Below are 20531 nucleotides of genomic sequence, written 5' to 3' on the forward strand. Positions count from 1 at the left end.
CCGCGCGCGCCCCGGCGGCGTCCAAGGACCGGCCCCCGCCCGCCTGGTGCGAGGGTCGCCTAGTGCGGCGGCCGTGTCGCGGCGATCTCGGCCGCCGTCCGGACGAACGCGGCGAGCGCGCGGTCGCGGCGCTCCTCGGGCCAGACGGCGAGCAGGGTCGTACGGCGACCGTCGACCGGCACGGCGGCCAGGTCCCGGCCCAGGTGGCGTGCCACGGACTCGGGCAGCACGGCGACCATGCGGCCGAGGGCGATCAGCTCGGCCACCTGCCCGGTGTCCTTGATGACCGGCCCGCTGCCCGGTGAGTCCGCGGTCCACCGCGGCACGGTCTCCCCGGCCAGGTCGTCCATGCGCACGGACGCGCTCCCGGCCAGCGGGTGGGTGCGCGGCAGCACCGCCATCTCGCGTTCGGTCAGCAACTCCTCGGTGGCCAGGCCCTCCAGGTCGTCCTGCGGCAGCCGTAGCAGCGCGACGTCCGCGGTTCCGTCGCGCAGCAGGGCCTTCTCCTCGCCGATCCCGCAGATCGTCACCTCGACGTCGACCGCGTCGGGGTGGGCGGCGAATTCCTCGAGGACGGAGGCGAGCAGGCCGGCGTCGCCGCCCGGCTTCGTCACCAGCGTCAGCCGCCGCGCCTGCCCGGCGCGCCGTGCCAACTGCTCCGCCGCCGCGAGCGTGGAGAGCGCCTTGCGGCCCTCGCTCAGCAGGACCTCGCCGGCCCGGGTGAGCGAGACCTGGCGGCTCGTACGCTCCAGCAGCCTGACGCCCAGCCTCCGTTCCAGCCGGTTGATCGCCCGGGACAGCGGGGGTTGGGCGATACCGAGCCGCGCGGCGGCCCGGGTGAAGTTCCGCTCCTCCGCGACCGCGACGTAATAGGCCAGCTCCCGCGAATCCATACCCCCAGGGTATGGGCGGGCGCACCGATCGGTCTTGGCGCCGTTCGCGGCCGGCTGCTGGACTGAAGCCATGACAGGAAACGTCGACGGCGAATCCAACGCCGACCGCATGCGGCTCTTCGTCGAGCAGGTGCAGCACGAGGGGCGGTTCGAGCTGATCGACAGGCTCGTGCACGCCGACTACCGCAACCACACGACCGAACCGGGGCAGGGAGCCGACCGGGAAGGGCTCCTGGCCACCATGGTCGCCCTGCACGCGGCCTTCTCCGACCTGTCCGTACGGGTCCTGCACTGCGTGGGCGACGGAGATCTCGTGGCCACCCACAAGATCTTCAGCGCCAGGCACACCGGCCCGTGGTTCGGCGTTCCCCCGTCCGGCAACGAGGTCCGGTTCCGCGTGATGGACCTGGTCCGGTACCGGGACGGGCAGATGGCCGAACACTGGGCCGTCGCCGACGCGTTGAGCCTGCTGCGGCAGACCGGCGCGCTCTCCTGAGCCGAGCGGCCAGGCGCTGCGGGCGGGAAGCGCTCACCGTGCGGGCGGCGGGACGGGAGGCGCCGCGCCGTCCGAGCGGCGGGACGGGAAGCGCCGCGCCGTCCGAGCGGCGCGCGCGGGGCGCGGCTCAGCCGATGTGCAGCACGGTCTTGCCGCGCAGCCGCGCCGTCCGGGGTTCGCCGGCCAGGGCTCGCGGCGCGTCGTCGAGGGTCAGCGTCGTGCCGATGACGGGTCGGATGCCGCCGGCGGCGGCGAGTCCCACGAGGTCGCCGAGCCGCTCCGGCTTGCGGTCGAGCGTGTAGCGCGCGGCGCGGACGCGTGCGTCGGCCATCAGCTGGTCGTCGAGGCCGAAGGCGGTCGACAGCAGCGTGCCGCCGTCCTTCACCGCGCCGGCCAGGCCACTGGTGAGGGAACGGTCGCCGACGAGGTCGAGGACCGCGTCGAGGCCGTCGGGGGCGAGCCGGCGCACCGCCTCGTCGAGGGGCCGCGCCCCGCGGACGAGGATCTCGGCGGCGCCGAGTTCGCGCACCTGCTCGGCGTGCTGGGCGGACGCGGTGGCGAGGGTCCGGATGCCGCGGGCCGCCGCTGCCTGCACCGCGAAGGTGCCGACGCCTCCGGTGGCGCCGAGGACGAGCAGGGTGCCGCCTTCGGGCACCCGGGCGTGCTCGATCGCGCCGAGCGCGGTCATCCCGGCGGTCGGCAGCGCGGCGGCCACCTCGCTCGGCATCCCGGCGGGGACGGTCGTCAGCGCGCCGAGCGCCGGCTCCTCCTGGACGACGCAGACCTCGGCGAAGGTCCCGAACTGCAGCGGCCGGCTCCAGAACTGGCCGACGACCCGGTCGCCCACGCGGAATCGCGACACGTCGTCACCGACCGCGGTCACGGTGCCGGCGCCGTCCATCCCGAGCGTGAGGGGGAACCGGTACTCCCCGAGCCGTTCCAGAGCGCCGGACGCGATGGCCGTGTCCAGCGGGTTGAGCGCCGCCGCCTCGACGGTGACCTGGACCTGGCCGGGGCCGGGTTCGGGCACGGGCAGCTTCCTGAGCCGCGGGGTGTCGCCGAAGCGCTCGATGGTGAGGGCGCGCATGTGTCTCTCCGTTCTGCCGCGGAGCCGTTCGCCCGCCGCGACACCAGCGTGGGGTCGAGGTGAGGCCCGGGGGAACGACCGATCCGGCAGCCATCAGGAACAAAAAGGTAGTAATCCCGGTGCCGGGCGGGTCGTAATGTGGTTCCCATGGCAGTGGAGTCCCGGGCCGTGCGTTACTTCGTCGCGGTCGCCGAGGAACGCAGCTTCACCCGCGCCGCGAAGCGGCTCGGCATCGCCGGCCCCGCGCTGTCGCGGGCGATCCGCACCCTGGAGACCGAGCTCGGCGTACGCCTGCTGGAGCGGTCCACCCGCGTGGTGGAGCTGACCGAGCCCGGCGAGGTGCTGCTGACCCACGCGCGGCCCGCCCTGGAGGCTCTCGACGCGGCGGCCCGACGCGCCGTGCGGGCCTCGGCGCCGCAGCGCGGCCTGGTGCTCGCGGTGAAGGCGGACTCGGACGGCGGCCTGCTCGACGCCCTGCTCGCCGCGGTGGCCGCCGATCCCGACACCGGGCCGGTCGCCGTGCGCCTGTGCGGGTGGCGGGAGCACACGCGGCTGCTGCGGACGGGAGAAGCCGACGCGGCGCTCATGTTCGAGCCCTACGATCCGGGCGGCATCGACGCGGACGTCGTCGCGGTCGAGCCGCGCGTGGCGGCGCTGCCGGCCGATCATCCACTCGCCGGAGCCGGCCGGGTACGGCTCGCCGACCTCGGGATCGCCCCGGCGGACGTCCTCGACCGGGTGGAGCACGACATCGGCGAGCACGGCGTCCACGACCTCGCGCAACTGCTCGCGCTCGTCGGCCTCGGCCAGGCGATCACCGTGCTGCCGCAGTCCGTCGCAGCGCAGTACCCGCGACGCGCGGTCTCCTACGTCCCCGTCGAGGACTGCCCGCCGGCCGCGCTGGTCATCGCCTGGCCGGAACATTCCCGCAGCCGCGGCGTGGCCGCGCTGGTACGCGCGGCGGCGGCCGTCGCGCGGTCGCACGGCATCGGTGCCGCGTCGGACGACCTGTCGGCGCCGGGAGTCGGCTCCGGTCGCCATCTCAGCCGATGAGGGTCTGCGCCGGGGCCGCGGCGCCGGCGAGGTGCCGGAAGAGGAATTCGGACGCTCGCCGCAGGGCGGCGTCTGCCTCGTCCAGGAGGGTGGCGACGGCTTGGAAGACGTGGTGGACGCCGGGAGTGACGTCGAGGGTGACCGCCACGTCGTCGGCCGCGGCGCGTCCGGCGAGTCTCACGGCGTCGTCGAGCAGGCACTCGTGCGAGCCGGCCTGGACGAGCAGCGGCGGGAAGCCGTGGAAGTCGCCGAAGACAGGGCTGACGAGCGGGTCGGTGCGGGGTCGGTCGCCCGCGTACTCCCGGGCGCGCAGGTCGAGCGCCGCGCGGTAGAGGACGGGATCGACATCGGCCTTGGTGTCGACGCTCGCGCCGGAGAGGGTGAGGTCCGTCCACGGGGACATCACGAACGCGGCGGCGGGCATCGCCAGACCCTCTCGTCCGGCGGCCAGGAGCGTGGCGAGGGCGAGTCCTCCGCCGGCGGACTCTCCCGCGACGGCCAACCGGGACGGCGCGTAGGCGCCGAGTGCGGCCCGGTAGGCGTCGAGCCCGTCGGTGAGCGCTGCCGGGAAGGGGTTCTCCGGTGCGAGGCGATAGTCCACGGACAGGACCGTGACGCCGTTGCGGGCGGAGATCTGGCCCGGCAGTCCAACGGTCTCGGCCGCGGTTCCGATCGCGTACCCGCCGCCGTGGAAGTACAGCACGGCCAGGCCCGGCTCCGCGGGTCCGGTGGAGATGCGCACGGCCGGCGTGTCGCCGAGTCGGATGTCGTCGACGACGAGATCGGCCGGGCGCGGACGTGAAGCCATCAACTGCGCGAACAGGGCTCGCTGCGCCACCGCCTCGCCCCCGGTGTCGAGGGGTGAGTCTCGCAGCGTCCGAGCGATGGCTTCGGCTTGTTCTCTGCTCATGAGCGTTCTTTCCGGTGGGAGTGGTCGTGGGCCGGCGACGTGCCCCGTCGAGAGGGACCGCGACCCGGATCAGGAGGAGTCAGGAGGCGTCAGGAGGAGTGAGGAGTCAGGAGGAGTCAGGAGGCGTCGTCCTCCCCCAGCAGGGTCCTCTCGACGTTCGCCGCCGTGGCGTGAGCGGCCGGTGTGGTGATCGCGAGCCCTGTGGCGGTGATGGCGATCCCGCAGCCGAGGACGACCCACCAGCCGGAGTGGCTTGCCTGTGCGATGTCGAGGTGCGGGCTCGCTCCTGCCGCGGTGCCGGCGAGCGCGCCGACGATCGCGACGCCGAGCGCTTGGCCGATCTGGCGGCTGGTGGACGCGATCCCGCCGGCGACGCCGGCCTGCGCCCGCGGCATCCCGGACACGGCGGCGTTGCTGATCGGGGCGTTGAGCACCCCGAACCCGGCGCCGAACAGGGCGTAGGCCGGCGCCAGCAGTGCGTAGGAGGTGTGGTCGGTGAGGCCGGTGAGGATCGCGGCCGAGGCGGTGATGCCGAGCCCGCCGACCAGCAGGGGGATACGCGGGCCGCGGGCGGCGACGACCCGGCCCGAGATCGGCGCGACGATGATCGTCAGGACGGCCATCGGGAGCGTGTGCAGGCCGGCGTCCAGCGGCGACATTCCGCGGGTCTCCTGCAGGTAGAGGGTGTTGAGGAACAGGAACCCGCCCAGGGACGCGAACGCGCAGGCCGCGACGACGGTCGCGCCGGCGAACGGCAGACTGGCGAAGAACCGCAGATCGATCAACGGCTCCTGCGGCCGCCGCTCCCACACCAGCAGGGCGCACCCCGAGACCGCGGCCACGGCGAACGCGATGACGATCTTCGCCGAGCCCCACCCGGAGCCGGGTCCCTCGATGATCGCGAAGGTCGAAGCGGCGAACAGGGCGATCACGAGCACCTGGCCGGCCGGGTCCGGGCGGCGTGGCCTGGGCGCCCGCGACTCGGGGACGAACCGGGCGGTCAACGCGATGGCGGCCGCGGCGACCGGGATGTTGACCCAGAAGATCGACCGCCATCCCGCGGAGCTGACCAGCGCGCCGCCGACGATCGGGCCGAGCGCCATGCTGACACCGATGATCGCCGCCCACACGCCCATCGCCCGCGCGCGCTCGCGCCGATCGGTGAAGGTGTTGGTGATGATCGACAGCGCGACCGGGTTGAGCATCGACCCGCCCACCGCCTGAACCGCGCGGAAGGCGACCAGCGGACCGACGCCGGAGGCGAGGCCGCACAGCAGCGACCCGACGCCGAACACCGCGAGGCCGACCTGGAACACGCGGCGGCGGCCGAACCGGTCGGCCGTCGACCCCGACAGCATCAGCAGGCTCGCCAGCACCAGCGTGTAGGCGTCCACGATCCACTGAAGCCCGGAGACCGCGGTGTGCAGATCGTGGCTCATCGCCGGAAGCGCCACGTTGACGATCGTGTTGTCCAGACCCACGATCAGCAGGCTCAGACAGCAGATCGCCAGCACACCCCAGCGCCGCCTCCCGTCCTGCTCGACGGCGGACGCGCGGTCGCCGGTCCTCGCCTCGTCGCTGTCGCTCTTGGTAACCACGATCCCCACCGTAACTAAAAGCCTTGATGAGGATCAAGTTCTTGATATGCCTCAAGCACCTCTAGACTGATGCCATGGACCAGCCGCCGGACGTCATCCCCGAACAAGCGCTCCAGCGGGTCGGCTGGGCGCTACGCCGCGCCGACCTCGCGCTCCAATCCGCGAAGAGCCGGCCCTGCGAGCGGTCGGGCTCTCCACCGCCTCGTACTCGCTGCTGATGCACGTCCACGTCTATCCAGGGCTCAACGGCGCCGAGCTGGGACGCCGCCTCGGCGTCAGCACCCAGGCAGTCGCCCTGCTGGCGACCAAGCTCGAAGCAGGCGGACTGGTCGAACGACGCACCCACCCCCGGCACCGCAACATCCAGGAGCTGTACCTCACCGACGAGGGCCACCGCACGCTTCAGGCCGCCTACCAGCACGTCGGCAGAGTCGAGGACAAGCTCACCGACGCACTCGGCCCCGAGGACGCCCGACACCTGCGCGACCTGCTCGACACGGTGATCGCCGCGCTCGCGGACACCGAGTGAGGCCGCGCCCCCACGGGCAGTTCGTCCGGCTCGCCCGCGTCGACCCGACGCCGGTCAGAGCGGCAACCGCGTCAGGACTTCGGCCATCGCCTGGGCGAGCCGCTTGGACCCGTCGACGTTGGGGTGGGTGCGGTCGGGGGCGGCGTACGCGTCCGCGAGGCGGGAGGGGTCGGCCGGGGAGCGGATCGCCGCGTCGAAGTCGACGTACGCGTGCCCGCAGGTGCGGATCCACGCGTTGACCGCGAGGCGGAACTCCTCCCGGCCGGGCTCGTCCGCGACCTCCGGGCCGAGGGGTGTGACGGTGGCGAGGATCACGGTGAGCCCTCCCTCGCGGGCCCGCTCCACGAACTCCCGGTAGCCGTCGATCAGCTGGGCGACCGTCGGCATCTCGTCCAGCGGCGTGATCCTGCCGGGAAGGCCCCAGTCGTTGCTGTTGTAAGCGATCACCACGTGCGTGACGCCGTGGGTTTCGAGCACGTCCTCGTCGAACCGGGACAGCCCGGCCCTGCCCCACGACGGAGTCCGTCGCGGCGCGTCCAGGCGCATCCGGTTGCCGGCGATGCCGCGGTCGAGGACGGCGATCTGGGCGTCGGCGGGCAGCAGGGCGGCGGTGTACTGCGGCCATCCCATCACGGTGCTGGAGCTCCCGAGGCAGACGACCACCGCCTTCGCGGGGGCTCCGGCGACCTCGACGGTGCGCAGGAACGGGCCTCCCGCCGGCAGCGACCAGCCGGTTCCGTCGGGCGCGGGCGCGAACTCGGTTGCGGTCATGGGGATCTCACGCGATGCGCTGACCCGCGTCGGCGCCGACCCTTCGAGCGGGAACTCGGGTGACCCCGCGAAGTCGCCGGGACGCGACCGGTCGAAGGTGAATCTGTTCGCAGTCGCGTAGGGCGTGGGGTCGGGCAGATACACATCCACGAGAACCTGGTGGCCGTGGCCGACCGCCAGGTCCGCGGGGTCGCTCCAGCGTGACTCGCGGGCCGGGATGTCGGTGGAGGGCTTCCCGTCGAAGAAGACCTCGGCGAACCGCCCGCCGACTCCGACCGCGCACCGTCCGATCCGCACGGGGCCGTCCGCGAAGCGGTTGCTCAGTTCCACCCGTACCCGGCTGCCGCCGATGCTCGCCGGCACCGTCATACGGACGGTGACGTCGTCGAAGGGCGGCTCGTCGTCCTCGCCGCGGAAGTCCGTCATGGCCTGGGTCCAGGTCGGCCGCCAGCCCATGGCGCCCCTGGTCTCGTGTGTACGCATACCGGTCTCGCCTTCTCAACCGCGGATCTCGGGGCATGGAGCTTGTTCCATCACAAGTATGGAACATAGTTCCAGTCGTGTCGACGCGAGGTCGTGCCACGAGCACGGGGAAGAGCACCCGTCGGCCGGGGCGGGCGCCGCGGTCGGACGGCTGTCCCGGTCGTCCCGTCTCGGTCATCCGGTCTCGGGCGTCCCCGGGCCGCGGAACGTCGCGCGGTAGGCGATCGGCGAGACGCCCAGCGCCTCCTGCAGGTGCAGTCTGAGCGATGCGCCGGCGCGAAGCCGGCCTGCTCGGCGATCCGGTCGACCGGCAGGTCGGTGCTCGGACCGGACCCGGCGCCCACCGCGCGTGAGGCCGCACCGGTCACGGGCCGGGCGCCCGCGCGGGACGGGGCGACCCCGCGACCGCGTGCGCGTGACTGCGGCTCTCAGCACAAGGGGCTGCGGGGCAGCAAGCGGTCCGAGATGATCTTCTGCTGGATCTGGCTGGTCCCTTCGAAGACGGTGGTCAGGCGGGCGTCACGCCAATAGCGCTCGACTCGGTGCTCGGTGGTGTAGCCGTTGCCGCCGTGCAGCTGCATGGCCTGGCCGGTGACCTCGACAGCCATCTCGGTGGCGAGGAGTTTGGCCATCGCGGCCTCCCGCTCGCAGGGACGGCCGAGGTCGATCAGGTGGGCGACCTGCTGGTAGAAGGCGCGCGCCTGGTCCACCCGCGCGGCCATCTCGGCGGCCATGAACCGCAGCGCCTGAAAGTCTCCGATGGGGTGGTCGAACTGGTGGCGTTCCTGCAGATAGAGCAGGCACTCCTCGACCGCGGCCCGGGCGAGGCCGACCGCCCGCGCGGCGGTGTGCACGCGCGCCACGTTGAGGTCCTGTTCGACGGCGCGGAAGGCGTCGGCGTCCTTGCCCTCGCCGCCGGCGCCGCGACGGCCCAGATCGGCGACCAGGTTGGCGGCCTGGCACGCGCAAGCCGTCGAACTCGAGGTTCCAGGTGAGGAAGCCGTGGTAGCCGATCTTGTCGATGGGGGTCCCGGTCAGCCCTTCCGGGAATCTGCCGGGCTCCTTCTCGACGATGAGGGCGCCCATGCCCGCTGACCGCCGCTCCCCGGGCTCAGGGTCCCGCACCCGGCACAGGACCTGGATGAAGTCCGCGGCCTTGGCGTTGCCGCACCACCGCTTGGTCCCGGTGACGACGAAGTGGTCTCCGTCGCGCACCGCGCGCGTGCTGACGCCGGCGAGGTCGGAGCCGGCGCCGGGCTCGGACAGGGCGACGGCGCCGATCCACTCACCGCGCGCGCTCTTCTCCAGCAGCCGGCGGCGCTTGGCCTCGTCGTCGAAGCCGGTGCCCAGGCCCTGGGCCCGGCGATGATGCTGGCGACGCTCATCCAGCCGCGGGCCAGCTCTTCGGCGATCAGGCAGTACTCGAACACCCCGAGTCCCATGCCTCCGTACTCGGTGGGGACGAGGATCCCGAAGTAGCCCTGCCTGCCCAGCTTCTCGATCAGCGAGCGCGGCATCTCGCCCTTGAGCTTGTCGAGTTCGTCGGCGACCGGGCGCACCTCCTCCTCCGCGAAGCGGCGCGCCTCGGCCTGGACGGCCGGCCGCGAACCGGTGTCGTACGGAGGAGCCAGGACCGGCACGGGCGGAGCCAGGACGGTGGGAGAACTCATGGGCTACTCCTTCGTATCCCGTATGGCGGCATGGCATGCCGTTCATGCTTCTGGGGAGCATGCGCCCGGCCCCGCCGCCGCGTCAACCCGGCCTACCTCGTGAGATTGGCGCTGATGTCGGCCGCGGCCCGGACCGCCAGGGCCCCCCAGTGCGGCACCTTGCGGTGGTCGAAGCGGATGTCCGGCATGGAGATCGCGATGCCGGCGACGGGCTTGCGGTCGCGGCCGAGCACCGGCGCGCCGACGGCGCACACATTGGCCCGGTTCTCGCCGATGTTGACCGCATAGCCGAGCTCGCGGATCTCGCGGATGTTCTCCCGCAGCCGGGCCGGGTCGGTGATGGTGTTCTCGGTGACCCGCCGCAGGCCGTGGGCGATGACGCGCTCCACGTCCGCGTCGCCCATGGCGGCCAGCATGCTGCGGCCGATCGCGGTGACGTGCAGCGGCCCCGAACTGCCCAGGCGGTTGTAGGTGCGCACGGGCTGGTCGCAGTCCACCCGGTCGATCAGCACGATCCGCTCCAGGCCGTCGAGCACCGAGAGGTGGATGGTCTCCTGGGTGGCGTCGCGCAGCGCGGCCATGGGCTCGGCCGCCGCCTCCCGGACGCCGGTCTCACCCACCGCCCGCCTGCCCACGATCAACGCCCTGGCCGTCAGATTCCACCGGGTCTGCTCCTCCTCGGTGGGCCGCAGCCATCCCGCCTCGGCCAGCGTCACCAGGATGCGCTGCACGGTGGAGGTGGGCAGGCCGACCAGGCGCGAGAGCGCACCCACGCCGATGGGCTGGTGCTCGGAGACGGCCTCCAGCACCCGGAAGCTGCGTAGCACGCTCTGCACAGCGGTTCTCCTTCACTCAACGATCGGCGGCTGACGCGTCACTCGTTCACGCGTCCGCTCATTCACGCGTCCGCTCATTCACGCGTCCGCTCATTGACGCATCGCTCATTGACGCATTGACGCCGCGGACGACCGGGGCCATGCTGAAACCACGACTTTGGAACGGCATGCCGTATCGTGGCATGAATTTTCCTTCGCTTCAACGAAGAGGTGAAGACATTGCTCCAGACCTCGCCCCCACCCCCGCGCTCGACGACCGCGGTGCTGGCCACCGCCGTCTGCCGACTGCGCTTCGAGGATCTTCCGCCGCGGGTGGTCGCCCTCGCCCGGCACTGTCTGCTCGATGTGCTGGGCGCCATGCTCGCCGGGGCCCGCGAGCCGGCGGCGCGCATCCTGGCGGACTTCACCGCCTCCGAGATCCAGGGCGGCCCGTGCACCCTGGTCGGCATGCCGGGCACGGCCGCCGCGTCGTCCGCCGCACTGGTCAACGGCGCGGCCGGCCACGCCCTCGACTTCGACGACGTGATCAGCACCGTGGGCCATCCCTCGGTCGCCGTGGCTCCGGCCGCGCTCGCCGTGGCGGAGCGGACGGGCGCTTCCGGGCGCGCGCTGCTGACGGCGTTCGTGGCCGGAGTGGAGGCCGAAGCGAGAGTCGCCGAGGCGGTCGGCCCGGCGCACTACGCCCGGGGCTTCCACTCCACCGCCACCTTCGGCTCCTTCGGCGCGGCCGCCGCGGTCGCGCACCTCCTGGGCCTCGACGCCGCGCGCACCACCACGGCGCTGGCGATCGCCGGGACCCAGGCCGCCGGGCTGAAGGCGGTCTTCGGCACCATGAGCAAACCCCTGCACGCGGGTCGGGCGGCGGCGAACGGAGTCGTCGCCGGTGAGTTGGCCATGCGGGGTTTCACCAGCGCGGACGACATCCTCGGGCACCCGCAGGGCTTCGCCGCGGCGGAGTCCGACGTCTTCGACCCCCGGGCGCTGTCCCCGCAGTTCGGCGATCCCTGGCGGCTGGAGGAGGTGCGGTTCAAGACCCATGCCTCCTGCTTCCTCACCCACGCTTCCATCAACGCCCTGATCGCCCTGCGCGAGCACGACGGATTCGGGCTCGGCGATGTGGAGCGCATCGCGATCGCGGTCCCGCCGGGCCATCTGGACGTGTGCGGCATCGCCGAACCGCGCACCGGGCTGGAAGCCAAGTTCAGCCTGACCGGCACGGCCGCGCTCGCGCTGATCCACCGGCGTGCCACTCCCGACCTGTTCACCGACGCCGCGACCGCCGATCCGGCCGCCCTGGCGCTGCGCGAGCGGACCGCCGTCGTTCCCGACCCGTCGCTGTCCGGTCCCGTCGCCGCCGTGCGCGTCGCGCTGCGCGACGGACGCGAGCTGCGCTCCGTGTGGGACATGCGAGCGCCCGCCTGGAGCGAGGACCCCGCCGAACGGGACCGCGCCCTGACGGCGAAGTTCACGGGACTGGCCGAACCGGTGATCGGCCCCGAGCGCGCCGCCCTGGCGGCGGACGCCGTCGCCGGACTGGCCGGACTGGACGACGTGCGCGTGCTGTGCCGACAGCTGCGCGCCTGACCCGGAGGTTTTCTCATGTCACACGAACTCGCGGCGATCAGGAAGCTCGCCCGCCTGCTGGACAAGGGCCGGTGCTTCGAGGACTTCGAGGTGGACCAGGTCTTCGAACACCACTGGGGCCGCACCCTGACCGAGGCCGACTCCGTCCTGTTCACCACGTTGACGCTGAGCTACAACCCCGTCTACTTCAACGCCGAGACCGCCCGGGAGCACGGGCACAAGCAGCTGGTGGTGCACCCGAACCTGCTCTTCCTCGCCGTGTTCGGGCTCAGTGTGGAGGATCTCAGCGAGAACGGCGGCCCCTTCCTCGGCGTCGAGCAACTCACCTTCCACCGGCCGGTCCTGGTGGGCGAGACGGTCCGCGGGCGCAGCCGGGTCCGCACCGTCCGGCGCTCCGACAGCCACCCGGGCATGGGCATCGTCGGCTGGCACACCGAGGGCCTGGTCGGCGACGAGGTCGTGGTGGATTTCGTCCGGACCAATTTCGTGCGCACCGCCGACGCGCCCAGCGTCCTGTGAGCGAGGAGACATCGACATGTACTTCGAGGACTTCACCGTCGGCGACGTCTACCGGCACGCCCGCGGCAAGACCGTCACCGAGATGGACGGCGTCCTGATCACCAACCTGGTCATGAACACCGCCCAGGCCCACTTCAACGCCCACTCCCGTGAGGGCAGCGCCTTCCCGCACGTCCTGGTCTTCGGCGGGGTCACCATATCCATGGTGATCGGCTTGGCGACCCAGGACACCGGCGAGCACGCGCTCGCCGAGCTCGGCCTGGACAAGATCCGGCTCCGCGCCCCCGTCACCCACGGGCACACCCTCTACGCCTACACCGAGGTCCTGGACAAGCAGGACGCCGACCGGCCCGACGCCGGTGTGGTCCGCTTCAAGCACTGGGGCGTCAACCAGGACGACGTGCTGGTCTTCGAAGGCGAGCGCACCACGCTCGTCCAGCGGGCGGGGGCACGGCGATGACCGGCCCACTCGACGGAATCGTGGTGGTCGACCTGACCCGCGCCCTGTCCGGTCCCTACGCGACCATGCTCCTCGCCGACCTCGGCGCCGACGTCATCAAGGTCGAGTCCCCGGCCGGCGACTCCTCCCGAAGCACCGGTCCCTTCCCCCGCGACGACGAGACCCGCCACTACGGCGGCTACTTCCAGAGCGTCAACCGCAACAAGCGCAGCGTCGTGGTGGATCTGCGCGCGCCGGAGGGCGCCGCGGCGGTGCGGCGCCTGGCCGCCGGCGCCGACGTGCTGGTGGAGAACTTCCGCGCCGGGATCATGGACCGGATGGGCCTGTCCTACGAGTCCCTGCGGCGCGACAACCCCCGCCTGGTCTACGGCGCGTTGCGCGGGTTCGGCGATCCCCGCACCGGAGCCGGCCCCCATGCGGACCGGCCGGCCTTCGACGTCGTCGCCCAGGCCATGGGGGGCCTGATGGGCATCACCGGCCCCGCGGACCAGCCCACCAAAGTCGGCCCCGGCATCGGCGACATCTTCCCGGCGGCGCTGCTGGCGGTAGGCGTGCTGGCCGCCCTGACCGGCCGCGCGCGCACCGGACGCGGCCGGTTCGTGGACGTCGCGATGTACGACGCCATCGTCTCCCTGTGCGAGCGGACCGTCTACCAGCACTCGTACACCGGCGCCGTTCCCACCGGCGAAGGCAACGACCACCCGCTGCTGTGCCCCTTCGGCCTCTACCGCACCGCGGACGGCTGGGTGACCATCGCCGCCCCCCGCGACCACCAGTGGCAGACGCTGTGCACCGCCCTCGATCGGCCCGACCTCGCGAAGGACCCGCTCTACGCCACCAACAACGCGCGGGTCGCCGTGCGCGACAAGGTCCGCTCCGTCATCGAGGAGTGGACCACGCGGCACACCTCCGCCCAGGTGGTGGCGGCCGTCGCCGCGGACGTGCCCTGCGGTCCGGTGAACACCGCGGCAGACCTGTACGCCGATCCGCATCTTCGGGTCCGGGAGATGCTCGTCGACCTCGAGCACCCCGGCAGTGCGCAGACCGTCACCGTGGCCGGACAGCCCATCAAGTTCGCCGGCTCCGGGACCGTCGTCCATCGCCGCGCTCCGCTGCTGGGCGAGCACACCGCCGAGATTCTCGGCCCCGGCGCCCCGGCGGGCCGCGACCGCTGACCGTCCGCCGCCCCCGTTTCCTTCTCCCGTCGTTCATCGGAAGGCTTGCCATGCGCATGCGCCGCAGCGAACTGTCCACCCCCGGCAGCAACGAGAAGATGCTCGCCAAGGCCGCCGGCAGCGACGCCGACCTGGTCTTCTGCGACCTCGAAGACTCCGTCGCGCCCGCCGAGAAGCCGGCCGCGCGAGGGAAGATCGCGCACGCCCTGATCAACCACGACTGGCGGCCGGCCACCAGGGCCGTGCGGATCAACGACCTGGAGACCCCCTACGCCTACCGTGACATCCTCGACGTCGTCACCGGCGCTCGCGAGGCCCTGGACATCGTCATCGTGCCCAAGGTGAAGTCCGCGCGGGACGTGTGGTGGGTGGACCGCCTGCTCACGCAGATCGAGACGGACCTCGGCCTGACCAAGCGGATCGGCATCGAGGTCCTCATCGAGGAGGTCGAGGCGATGATCGCCGCGGAGGAGATCGCCCATGCCTCGCCCCGCCTGGAGGCGCTGATCTTCGGCCCCGGGGACTATTCCGCCTCCCAGGGCGTCCGGGTCGCGGCGATCGGCGCCGCCGACGGCGGCTACCCCGGCGACCTCTGGCACTACGCCCGCAACAAGATCGCCATCGCGGCCCGCTCCGCCCGGATCGCGGCCGTCGACGGTCCCTTCGCCGACTTCGGCGATCCCGACGGCTACCGGCAGCAGGCCCGCCTCGCCCACACCCTCGGGTTCTCCGGCAAGTGGGCCATCCATCCCAGCCAGATCGCCCCGGCCAACGAGGAGTTCCGCCCCACCGACGAGGAGATCGCCCAGGCCCGCAAGCTGGTCGCCGCTTTCGACGAGGCGCAGGCGCGTGGACTGGGCGCGGTCGCCGTGGACGGAACCATGGTCGACATCGCCTCCGTGCGCCTGCTGCGCAACACTCTCGACGAGGCCGAGGCTCTCGGCCTGTGAGCACCCTGTGAGCACCCTGCGAGGCCACTGCGACGCCCCTGCGAGCATCGGCCTCAGTCGTGCGGTACGGGCAGCAGCAGGTAGGAGGGGGGCTTCGGGCCGTCGTGGCCGGCGCCGGGCCCGACGTGGTCGTGGGCCTGGACGTCGGGCGCGAGCGGGCAGCCGGCGGGCAGTTGAACACGATCTCGGCGTCGTCCGGGGCGAAAGCGCGCAGCACCAGGAACAGGTCGCTGTCGACGGTCGAGGACGCGACGGGGAGCTTCGCGGCCACCGAACCCGTGGGTCCTCCCCCGCAGATGCAGGAACGGCCTGCCTTTGCCGTACGGGCCGCAGGCGAGGAGGACGGTCCCGCGTGAGTCCCGGGTGACCGATGCGAACGAAACTGAGCGGTGACGCCGTCGCTGAAGGGGAACGCGCCGCCCTCGCTCGAAGCGTCGCAGGGCGCTGCGATCGCGGGCTCTGCCATTGACCGGGAGAATTCGTGGGGCGACCGCCCGCCTGGGGCACCATCACGGCGAGGCCGCGAGTCGGCCCGCCGTGCGTCCGCCGCACCGGGCGCACGGGGCATCGAAGGAAGGGCGTGGTCAGCGTGACCGAAGCGGACGACGACTACGAGCGCCTGCGCGCGGAACGGCTCTCCCGCATCCCGGACCGGGAACGCACGGCGATCGAGCGGTGGCCCGATCTCGCGGAGATCGGCGTCTCGGGAGTGCGCGCCCTGATCTCCGGCAGCCCCCGGCGACCGGCGCATCCGGGCGTCGCCGTCCGGGACGTGGAGGTCGAGGGACCGGGCGGTCCGGTTCCGGTGCGGATCCACACCCCACCGCACGAGGACGGCGAACGCCTGCCGGTGGTCGTGCACACGCACGGCGGCGGATTCGTCGCCGGCGGCGGCCTCGACATGTGGGACGCCTCGAACTCGGCCCTGGCCGCGGCCGTGCCCGCGGTGGTGGTGCACCCCGACTTCCGGCTGCCGCCGGAGCACCCCTTCCCCGCGGGCCTGGAGGACAACTGGGCGGTGCTCAACTGGGTTGCCGGCGGTGGTGACCGCGACGCGTGGGACACGAGCCGCATCGCCATCGGCGGCGGCTGCTCGGGCGCCAACATGGCCGCGGCGCTCGCGCTGATGGCCAGGGACGCCGGCGGCCCCGACATCGCGCTGCAGTGGCTCCAGGCGTGGCCGGCGGACCTGCGCAACGACACGCGCTCGCAGGCGGAGTACGCCCGGGGGTACGGCCTGCGGAAGTCGGACAACGACTTCGTCACCGCGCAGTACCTCGACCGTCCGGAGACCCGGTGGGACTGGCGTGCCTCCCCGCTGCTCGCGGAGTCGGTCCGCGGTGTCGCCCCGGCGTTGATCTGGGTCGGCGAGTGGGACATCCTGCGCGACGAGGACGTCCGGTACGCCGACAGACTGCGTGACGCGGGCGTACCGGTCGAACTCCACGTCGACCCGGAGCAGGGCCATGTCGTCGCCGACCCGGGGCCGGCGACCGCCCGGCTGGTGGCCTGCCTGCAACGCGCGTTCGGGCTGCCTGCGAAGGAGGACCACTGAGCGGCCCGCCGCGCGTCTAGAAGATCGCCAGCGGATTGGCCGGGAGCCCGGTGGCGCCGCGTACCGGAAGCGGGCCGAGCGCGAACAGGAAGCTGTACCGCTCGATCTCGGCGCACACCTGCGCGAGTTCGGCCACGTCGACGCAGTCGATCAGTGGCATTCCCAGCCGGGCGAGTGCCGTGTTGTGCAACGCGGGTGCCGGTGCCGACGGTTCGGGGAGCTTGTCGCCGATGTCACCGGCGTACAGGCACACTTCCCGCTCCGCCAGCCACGCGACGGCGCTCGGCGAGGTGGTCGGCAGGGGGCCGAAGGGATCGTCCGCGGCGACCCATCCCCCGCGTACGACGAGCGCGTCGCCGGACTCGACGCGCACGTTCTGGCGCCGCTCGGCCGCCGCCAGGTCGTCCGCGGTCACCACGTGGTTCTCGGCGAGCCGTCCTCCCGGCGCCAGGTCGAGAAGCACACCCCGGGTGACGATCCCGCCGACGAACGCCGACGACGAACTCCGGCTGACCGTCGCCCCGGCGGTGGCGTCCGCGACCGACACGCCGGGGTAGACGGTGTCGTCGACCGGTATGTGCGCCAGGGCGTCGATGTGGGTCGACCGCGCGTGGTGGACGTTGATCAGCAGGACGTCGGTCAGGGCGGGCGTGGGCGAACCGGTGAACGTCAGTGCCTGCAGGACCGCGGACGGCATGCCCTGCTCGGCGAACGCGACGGGTGCGGCCATGGGCACCGGCGTGATCGGATGGGCCAGGGAGACGACCCGGCCCGTCCTGGCTTCGGCCGCGCCGCGGGCGCGTGCCGCGGGCGTGATGAAGTTCAGGGTGCCCCGGTCGTCGTCGGCGCCCCAGCGGCCCCGGTTGGTCGGCGGTTGGTCTCCGTGCGGCCTGGTGACGTCGTCCGTGTCCATCGTCGGTTCCTCGCAGGGTTGTTGTCTGTGGTCGGTCGGTCGAAGGCGGCCGGCTCCGTGCGCGTTCGCGCCGGCTCCGTCTGCCGGGTGTCAGCTCGTGGTCAGGAGCCGCCGGACCCAGGCGGCTCGGGTCGCCGACGCGGTCCGGGACAGCGCGGCCTGTGGCGCCATGCCGTCGGATCCGTGGAAACCGCCCGGCCAGACGTGCAGTTCGCACTGGACCCCGGCCTGGAGCAGCCGGGCGGCGTAGTCGATCGCCTCGTCGCGGAAGGTCTCGACGGAGCCGACGTCGACGAACGCGCTGGGCAGGCCCGCCAGGTCGGTCGCCCGGGCCGGGGCGGCGTAGACGCTCACCTGGTCACCGCCCCTGCGGTCGCCGAGCAGCGCGTTCCACCCGGTCGCGTTGCTGGTGGCGTCCCAGATTCCCTCGCCCCGGAGTTCCCGGCTGCTGGGAGTGAGGAAGCGGTCGTCGAGCATCGGGCACATGAGCACCTGGCCCAGCAGCCGGGGGCCGCCGCGGTCGCGTGCCAGGAGGGCTGTGCCGGCCGCGAGCCCGCCGCCGGCGCTCGCCCCGGCGACGACGATGCGCTCCGGGTCGCCGCCGATCTCGGCGGCATGCTCGTGCGTCCACAGGAGTCCCGCGTAGCAGTCCTCGACCGGGGCCGGGTCGGGGTGTTCCGGCGCCAGGCGGTAGTCCACCGACACCACCACCGCCCCGGTCTCGACGGCCCAGTCCAGCACACCCGTCACCCCGGTGCGGTGGTCGCCGATGATCATGCCGCCGCCGTGCATGTAGTAGAAGACGGGCGCGCCCGGCGCCGTGCCCACCGGCGTGAGGACGAGCAGCGCGATCTCGGGGGCACCGGGCGGGCCGGGCACGGACAGGTTCCGCACCTGGACGGTTCCGTCGCGCGTGAGGGCCTCGTCCGGGACCGCGAACATGGGGTTGGCCCGCAGGCCCTCGATGTCGTCGGCGGTGACGGTCGGCGACACGTACTGGTGGACGACCGCCAGCGCTGCGGCGAGTTCCGGGTCGAGCGGCGGGTGCGTGGGCATCGGTGGTTCCTCGGTCTCAGGGGAAGGTGATCGTGTCGAAGAGCGGGATGATGACGGCGTCGGCGGCCCAGCGGGCGACCGCGGGCGGATAGGGCGCGTGGAGCCCGAGGACGATGTGGCTGAACCCGCCGTCGAGCGCCGCGCGGACGGTGTTGCGGGTGTCCTGGGGACGGTCGTAGGAGACGGGCAGGACGATGGACCGGGTGATCTCGGCCGGGTCGCGGCCGATCTCCTCGCACAGCCGGTCCAGGACGGCGCTGCGTTCGATCGCCTTGTCGATGCTGCCGCCGGGCATGTTCCACCGGTCGGCGTGCTCGGCCGCCACGCGCAGTGTCGCGGTGGCCTGCCCGCCGACGAGGATCGGCGGGCGGGGCCGCTGGACGGGCTTGGGACTGCCGTACGCCCCCGTCAGGCGGTGGTGGTCGCCGTGGAAGTCGAACGGCGCGGTCTCGGTCCACAGTCGGCGGATGATCGTGCACGCTTCGGCGAGGCTCTCCACCGCGTGGGCGCTGTCGTGGAACGGAAGGCCGTGAGCCGCGTACTCACGTCGCGCGTGCGGCACGTCGGGCCGCGAGCCGACACCGATCCCGAATTCGAGTCTGCCGCCGGAGACGACGTCGACGGTGGCGGCGATCTTGGCCAGCAGAGCCGGTGGGCGGAATCTGTTGCTGGTGACCATCACCCCGAGCCGCAGCCGCTCGGTGCGGGCGGCGAGGGCGGACAGCAGCGTCCAGCCCTCGAAGGTGGGACCGTTCGGGTCGCCGCCGAGCGGCATGAGGTGGTCGAACAGCCAGGCGTGTGCGATCTGCGGGATGCCGTCCGCCTCGCGCCAGACCCGGAGGACGTCGTCGTACCCGACCTGCGCGGGGGCGGTCATGATGCCGAAACTGGGCCCGCGGGCCGGGGCGCGGTGGCCGGTCACAAATCGCCGCCGCCGGCAGGTGTGGTGCTGGTCATGGGATGGCGCCTTTCAGGGGACGTCGGGCGTCGGAAAGCGCGCGGCGTCTGAGAGGATGACAAATATGGAGCGCTGCTCCGATTCACCGTACGGAGCATTGCTCCGTTTTGCAAGCGGAGATCCGCGCCGTCAGCGATCGCGTCAGCTCTGGTTCATGGACGGCGCGGGCCGCCTGCGGCACTGGCGGTGGAGCCCCGAGGCGGGCTGGAGCCACGACACCTGGGGCAGCCGGCGGCGTCCGGCGCTCGGGGCCTTCCGCGCTCAGAGACCCGCCGCGTCGATCTCCGCGGCGGAACGTTCCAGCAGCACGTCGGTGGTGTGCTGGATGTGCGCGGCCAGCAGCGCGGCGGCGGCGTCCGCGTCCTGCGCCAGGACGGCGTCGAGCAGCGCGTGGTGCTCACCGGCGATGTCCCGGTGCTCGCGCCCCAGCGGGACCGACCACCGGCGGTACAGCTCGGCGGAGTCCCGCAGCGAGGCGGCCATCGCGAGCAGTCGCGGATTGGGGCAACCGGAGAGCAGGGCCAGGTGGTAGGCGTTGTGCGCCGCGACCCACTCGTCGGCGAGGCGGGCCGGATCGTCGCCGGTCATCTGCGGGGTGCGTTCGAGCCGGTGGTGGGCCGCGAGCACGGACGACTCCCAGGCCACACCGCCCTGGGCGAACGCCTGGCGCAGCACGAGCGTCTCGATCGCGAGCCGCGCCTCGGTGAGGTGCCGGAGATCCTCGACCGACACCGGCGTCACGCGGAAACCGTACTGCGGCTCCGACTCGACCAGCCCCTCGGCCGTGAGCCGGGTGAGGGCCTCGCGGATGACCCCCATGCTCATGCCGTAGCGCGCCGACAGCTCCGCGAACGGCAGGCGCGCCCCCGGAGTCAGCCGTCCGGCCAGGATGTCGGCCCGCAACTCGGCATGGACACGGGCGGCCCGCGTGGGTGCACCGCTGCGACTCATGGGGGCAGTCAACCATCTTCGGCTTGCCGCATCAATTTCGAAAAATGCTTGACCTATCGATAACGAGGTCTCAGGCTTTCCCCC

The 20531-nt window shown here is 72.7% G+C and carries 21 protein-coding genes and 2 pseudogenes; 10 read left to right on the plus strand and 13 right to left on the minus strand.

All coding sequences use genetic code 11. The annotated features are described in order from the left end of the window. Positions 1–59: 59 nt before the first annotated feature. Positions 60–893 carry a LysR family transcriptional regulator gene (locus VSR01_RS09360; RefSeq protein ID WP_326448787.1) on the minus strand — a complete coding sequence of 278 codons (834 nt, stop codon included), beginning with the start codon at positions 891–893 and terminating at the stop codon, positions 60–62. Positions 894–963: 70 nt separating this feature from the next. Here VSR01_RS09360 and VSR01_RS09365 point away from each other — a divergent pair, with 70 nt between their 5' ends. Then, positions 964–1389, plus strand: coding sequence for an ester cyclase (locus VSR01_RS09365; RefSeq protein WP_326448788.1), 426 nt, complete (start codon positions 964–966; stop codon positions 1387–1389). A gap of 127 nt (positions 1390–1516) precedes the next feature. On the opposite strand, the gene VSR01_RS09370 is transcribed toward VSR01_RS09365, so the two are convergent. Continuing rightward, positions 1517–2476 (minus strand): NADP-dependent oxidoreductase, encoded by a 960-nt coding sequence (locus tag VSR01_RS09370; protein ID WP_326448789.1) that lies wholly within the window; start codon positions 2474–2476, stop codon positions 1517–1519. Between the two features lie 147 nt (positions 2477–2623). Here VSR01_RS09370 and VSR01_RS09375 point away from each other — a divergent pair, with 147 nt between their 5' ends. Then, the gene (locus tag VSR01_RS09375) at positions 2624–3529 is read left to right on the plus strand and encodes a LysR family transcriptional regulator (protein ID WP_442785427.1); all 906 of its coding nucleotides are present in this window, start codon (positions 2624–2626) and stop codon (positions 3527–3529) included. On the opposite strand, the gene VSR01_RS09380 is transcribed toward VSR01_RS09375, so the two are convergent. Together VSR01_RS09380 and VSR01_RS09385 are read right to left on the minus strand one after the other, a co-directional pair. After that, positions 3519–4439 carry an alpha/beta hydrolase gene (locus VSR01_RS09380; RefSeq protein ID WP_326448790.1) on the minus strand — a complete coding sequence of 307 codons (921 nt, stop codon included), beginning with the start codon at positions 4437–4439 and terminating at the stop codon, positions 3519–3521. The two genes, VSR01_RS09375 and VSR01_RS09380, sit on opposite strands and share 11 nt — an antisense overlap. Before the next feature lie 116 nt (positions 4440–4555). Beyond that, positions 4556–6037, minus strand: coding sequence for an MFS transporter (locus VSR01_RS09385; RefSeq protein ID WP_442785428.1), 1482 nt, complete (start codon positions 6035–6037; stop codon positions 4556–4558). A 175-nt stretch (positions 6038–6212) separates the two neighbouring features. Between VSR01_RS09385 and VSR01_RS09390 the strand changes: the two genes are divergently transcribed. Next, complete coding sequence (locus VSR01_RS09390; RefSeq protein WP_442785660.1) at positions 6213–6566, plus strand: MarR family winged helix-turn-helix transcriptional regulator; 354 nt, start codon at positions 6213–6215, stop codon at positions 6564–6566. A 54-nt stretch (positions 6567–6620) separates the two neighbouring features. Here the strand turns inward: VSR01_RS09390 and VSR01_RS09395 are convergent, their stop codons facing one another. The 5 genes and pseudogenes from VSR01_RS09395 to VSR01_RS09405 form a co-directional block, all read right to left on the minus strand. Then, complete coding sequence (locus VSR01_RS09395; protein WP_326448792.1) at positions 6621–7820, minus strand: GDSL-type esterase/lipase family protein; 1200 nt, start codon at positions 7818–7820, stop codon at positions 6621–6623. A 428-nt stretch (positions 7821–8248) separates the two neighbouring features. Next, positions 8249–8767: an acyl-CoA dehydrogenase family protein gene (locus VSR01_RS09400; protein ID WP_326453575.1), complete on the minus strand. Its 519-nt coding sequence runs from the start codon at positions 8765–8767 to the stop codon at positions 8249–8251. Between the two features lie 37 nt (positions 8768–8804). Beyond that, a pseudogene (locus VSR01_RS37700) lies at positions 8805–9239 on the minus strand (acyl-CoA dehydrogenase family protein); the annotation flags it as partial. Beyond that, positions 9194–9490: pseudogene (locus tag VSR01_RS37705) on the minus strand (acyl-CoA dehydrogenase family protein); the annotation flags it as partial. The pseudogenes VSR01_RS37705 and VSR01_RS37700, both read right to left, overlap by 46 nt. 92 nt (positions 9491–9582) lie before the next feature. Beyond that, positions 9583–10326, minus strand: coding sequence for an IclR family transcriptional regulator (locus VSR01_RS09405; RefSeq protein WP_326448793.1), 744 nt, complete (start codon positions 10324–10326; stop codon positions 9583–9585). Positions 10327–10536: 210 nt separating this feature from the next. Between VSR01_RS09405 and VSR01_RS09410 the strand changes: the two genes are divergently transcribed. The 7 genes from VSR01_RS09410 to VSR01_RS09440 all read left to right on the plus strand — a co-directional run bounded on the left by VSR01_RS09410 (position 10537) and on the right by VSR01_RS09440 (position 16569). Further along, complete coding sequence (locus VSR01_RS09410; RefSeq protein WP_326448794.1) at positions 10537–11910, plus strand: MmgE/PrpD family protein; 1374 nt, start codon at positions 10537–10539, stop codon at positions 11908–11910. Positions 11911–11925: 15 nt separating this feature from the next. Continuing rightward, positions 11926–12429, plus strand: coding sequence for a MaoC/PaaZ C-terminal domain-containing protein (locus VSR01_RS09415; protein ID WP_326448795.1), 504 nt, complete (start codon positions 11926–11928; stop codon positions 12427–12429). Positions 12430–12445: 16 nt separating this feature from the next. Beyond that, the gene (locus tag VSR01_RS09420; protein WP_326448796.1) at positions 12446–12889 is read left to right on the plus strand and encodes a MaoC family dehydratase; all 444 of its coding nucleotides are present in this window, start codon (positions 12446–12448) and stop codon (positions 12887–12889) included. Next, positions 12886–14064, plus strand: coding sequence for a CaiB/BaiF CoA transferase family protein (locus VSR01_RS09425; protein ID WP_326448797.1), 1179 nt, complete (start codon positions 12886–12888; stop codon positions 14062–14064). Before VSR01_RS09420 ends, VSR01_RS09425 begins: the two co-directional genes overlap by 4 nt. Before the next feature lie 56 nt (positions 14065–14120). After that, on the plus strand, positions 14121–15014 hold the full coding sequence (locus tag VSR01_RS09430; protein ID WP_326448798.1) for an HpcH/HpaI aldolase/citrate lyase family protein: 894 nt from the start codon (positions 14121–14123) through the stop codon (positions 15012–15014). Between the two features lie 104 nt (positions 15015–15118). Beyond that, on the plus strand, positions 15119–15370 hold the full coding sequence (locus VSR01_RS09435; RefSeq protein WP_326448799.1) for a hypothetical protein: 252 nt from the start codon (positions 15119–15121) through the stop codon (positions 15368–15370). A gap of 224 nt (positions 15371–15594) precedes the next feature. Further along, the gene (locus VSR01_RS09440; RefSeq protein ID WP_326448800.1) at positions 15595–16569 is read left to right on the plus strand and encodes an alpha/beta hydrolase fold domain-containing protein; all 975 of its coding nucleotides are present in this window, start codon (positions 15595–15597) and stop codon (positions 16567–16569) included. Between the two features lie 16 nt (positions 16570–16585). Here VSR01_RS09440 and VSR01_RS09445 read toward each other — a convergent pair whose 3' ends face one another. The 4 genes from VSR01_RS09445 to VSR01_RS09460 form a co-directional block, all read right to left on the minus strand. Beyond that, complete coding sequence (locus VSR01_RS09445; RefSeq protein ID WP_326448801.1) at positions 16586–17482, minus strand: cyclase family protein; 897 nt, start codon at positions 17480–17482, stop codon at positions 16586–16588. A 90-nt stretch (positions 17483–17572) separates the two neighbouring features. Further along, positions 17573–18538, minus strand: a complete 966-nt coding sequence (locus VSR01_RS09450) for an alpha/beta hydrolase (RefSeq protein ID WP_326448802.1) — start codon at positions 18536–18538, stop codon at positions 17573–17575. 16 nt (positions 18539–18554) lie between these two features. Continuing rightward, complete coding sequence (locus VSR01_RS09455) at positions 18555–19415, minus strand: LLM class flavin-dependent oxidoreductase (protein WP_326448803.1); 861 nt, start codon at positions 19413–19415, stop codon at positions 18555–18557. A gap of 342 nt (positions 19416–19757) precedes the next feature. Then, positions 19758–20447: a GntR family transcriptional regulator gene (locus tag VSR01_RS09460; protein ID WP_326448804.1), complete on the minus strand. Its 690-nt coding sequence runs from the start codon at positions 20445–20447 to the stop codon at positions 19758–19760. Between the last annotated feature and the right edge of the window lie 84 nt (positions 20448–20531).

Origin of the sequence: Actinacidiphila sp. DG2A-62 (assembly GCF_035825295.1) — a bacterium.
Taxonomy (GTDB): Bacteria; Actinomycetota; Actinomycetes; order Streptomycetales; family Streptomycetaceae; genus Actinacidiphila.

Bases quoted from the DNA above. Each gene is read 5' to 3' on its own strand.
- VSR01_RS09360 (WP_326448787.1), bottom strand. From the start codon at position 893: ATGGATTCGCGGGAGCTGGCCTATTACGTCGCGGTCGCGGAGGAGCGG.
- VSR01_RS09365 (WP_326448788.1), top strand. From the start codon at position 964: ATGACAGGAAACGTCGACGGCGAATCCAACGCCGACCGCATGCGGCTC.
- VSR01_RS09370 (WP_326448789.1), bottom strand. From the start codon at position 2,476: ATGCGCGCCCTCACCATCGAGCGCTTCGGCGACACCCCGCGGCTCAGG.
- VSR01_RS09375 (WP_442785427.1), top strand. From the start codon at position 2,624: ATGGCAGTGGAGTCCCGGGCCGTGCGTTACTTCGTCGCGGTCGCCGAG.
- VSR01_RS09380 (WP_326448790.1), bottom strand. From the start codon at position 4,439: ATGAGCAGAGAACAAGCCGAAGCCATCGCTCGGACGCTGCGAGACTCA.
- VSR01_RS09395 (WP_326448792.1), bottom strand. From the start codon at position 7,820: ATGCGTACACACGAGACCAGGGGCGCCATGGGCTGGCGGCCGACCTGG.
- VSR01_RS09415 (WP_326448795.1), top strand. From the start codon at position 11,926: ATGTCACACGAACTCGCGGCGATCAGGAAGCTCGCCCGCCTGCTGGAC.
- VSR01_RS09420 (WP_326448796.1), top strand. From the start codon at position 12,446: ATGTACTTCGAGGACTTCACCGTCGGCGACGTCTACCGGCACGCCCGC.
- VSR01_RS09425 (WP_326448797.1), top strand. From the start codon at position 12,886: ATGACCGGCCCACTCGACGGAATCGTGGTGGTCGACCTGACCCGCGCC.
- VSR01_RS09430 (WP_326448798.1), top strand. From the start codon at position 14,121: ATGCGCCGCAGCGAACTGTCCACCCCCGGCAGCAACGAGAAGATGCTC.
- VSR01_RS09445 (WP_326448801.1), bottom strand. From the start codon at position 17,482: ATGGACACGGACGACGTCACCAGGCCGCACGGAGACCAACCGCCGACC.
- VSR01_RS09450 (WP_326448802.1), bottom strand. From the start codon at position 18,538: ATGCCCACGCACCCGCCGCTCGACCCGGAACTCGCCGCAGCGCTGGCG.
- VSR01_RS09455 (WP_326448803.1), bottom strand. From the start codon at position 19,415: ATGACCGCCCCCGCGCAGGTCGGGTACGACGACGTCCTCCGGGTCTGG.
- VSR01_RS09460 (WP_326448804.1), bottom strand. From the start codon at position 20,447: ATGAGTCGCAGCGGTGCACCCACGCGGGCCGCCCGTGTCCATGCCGAG.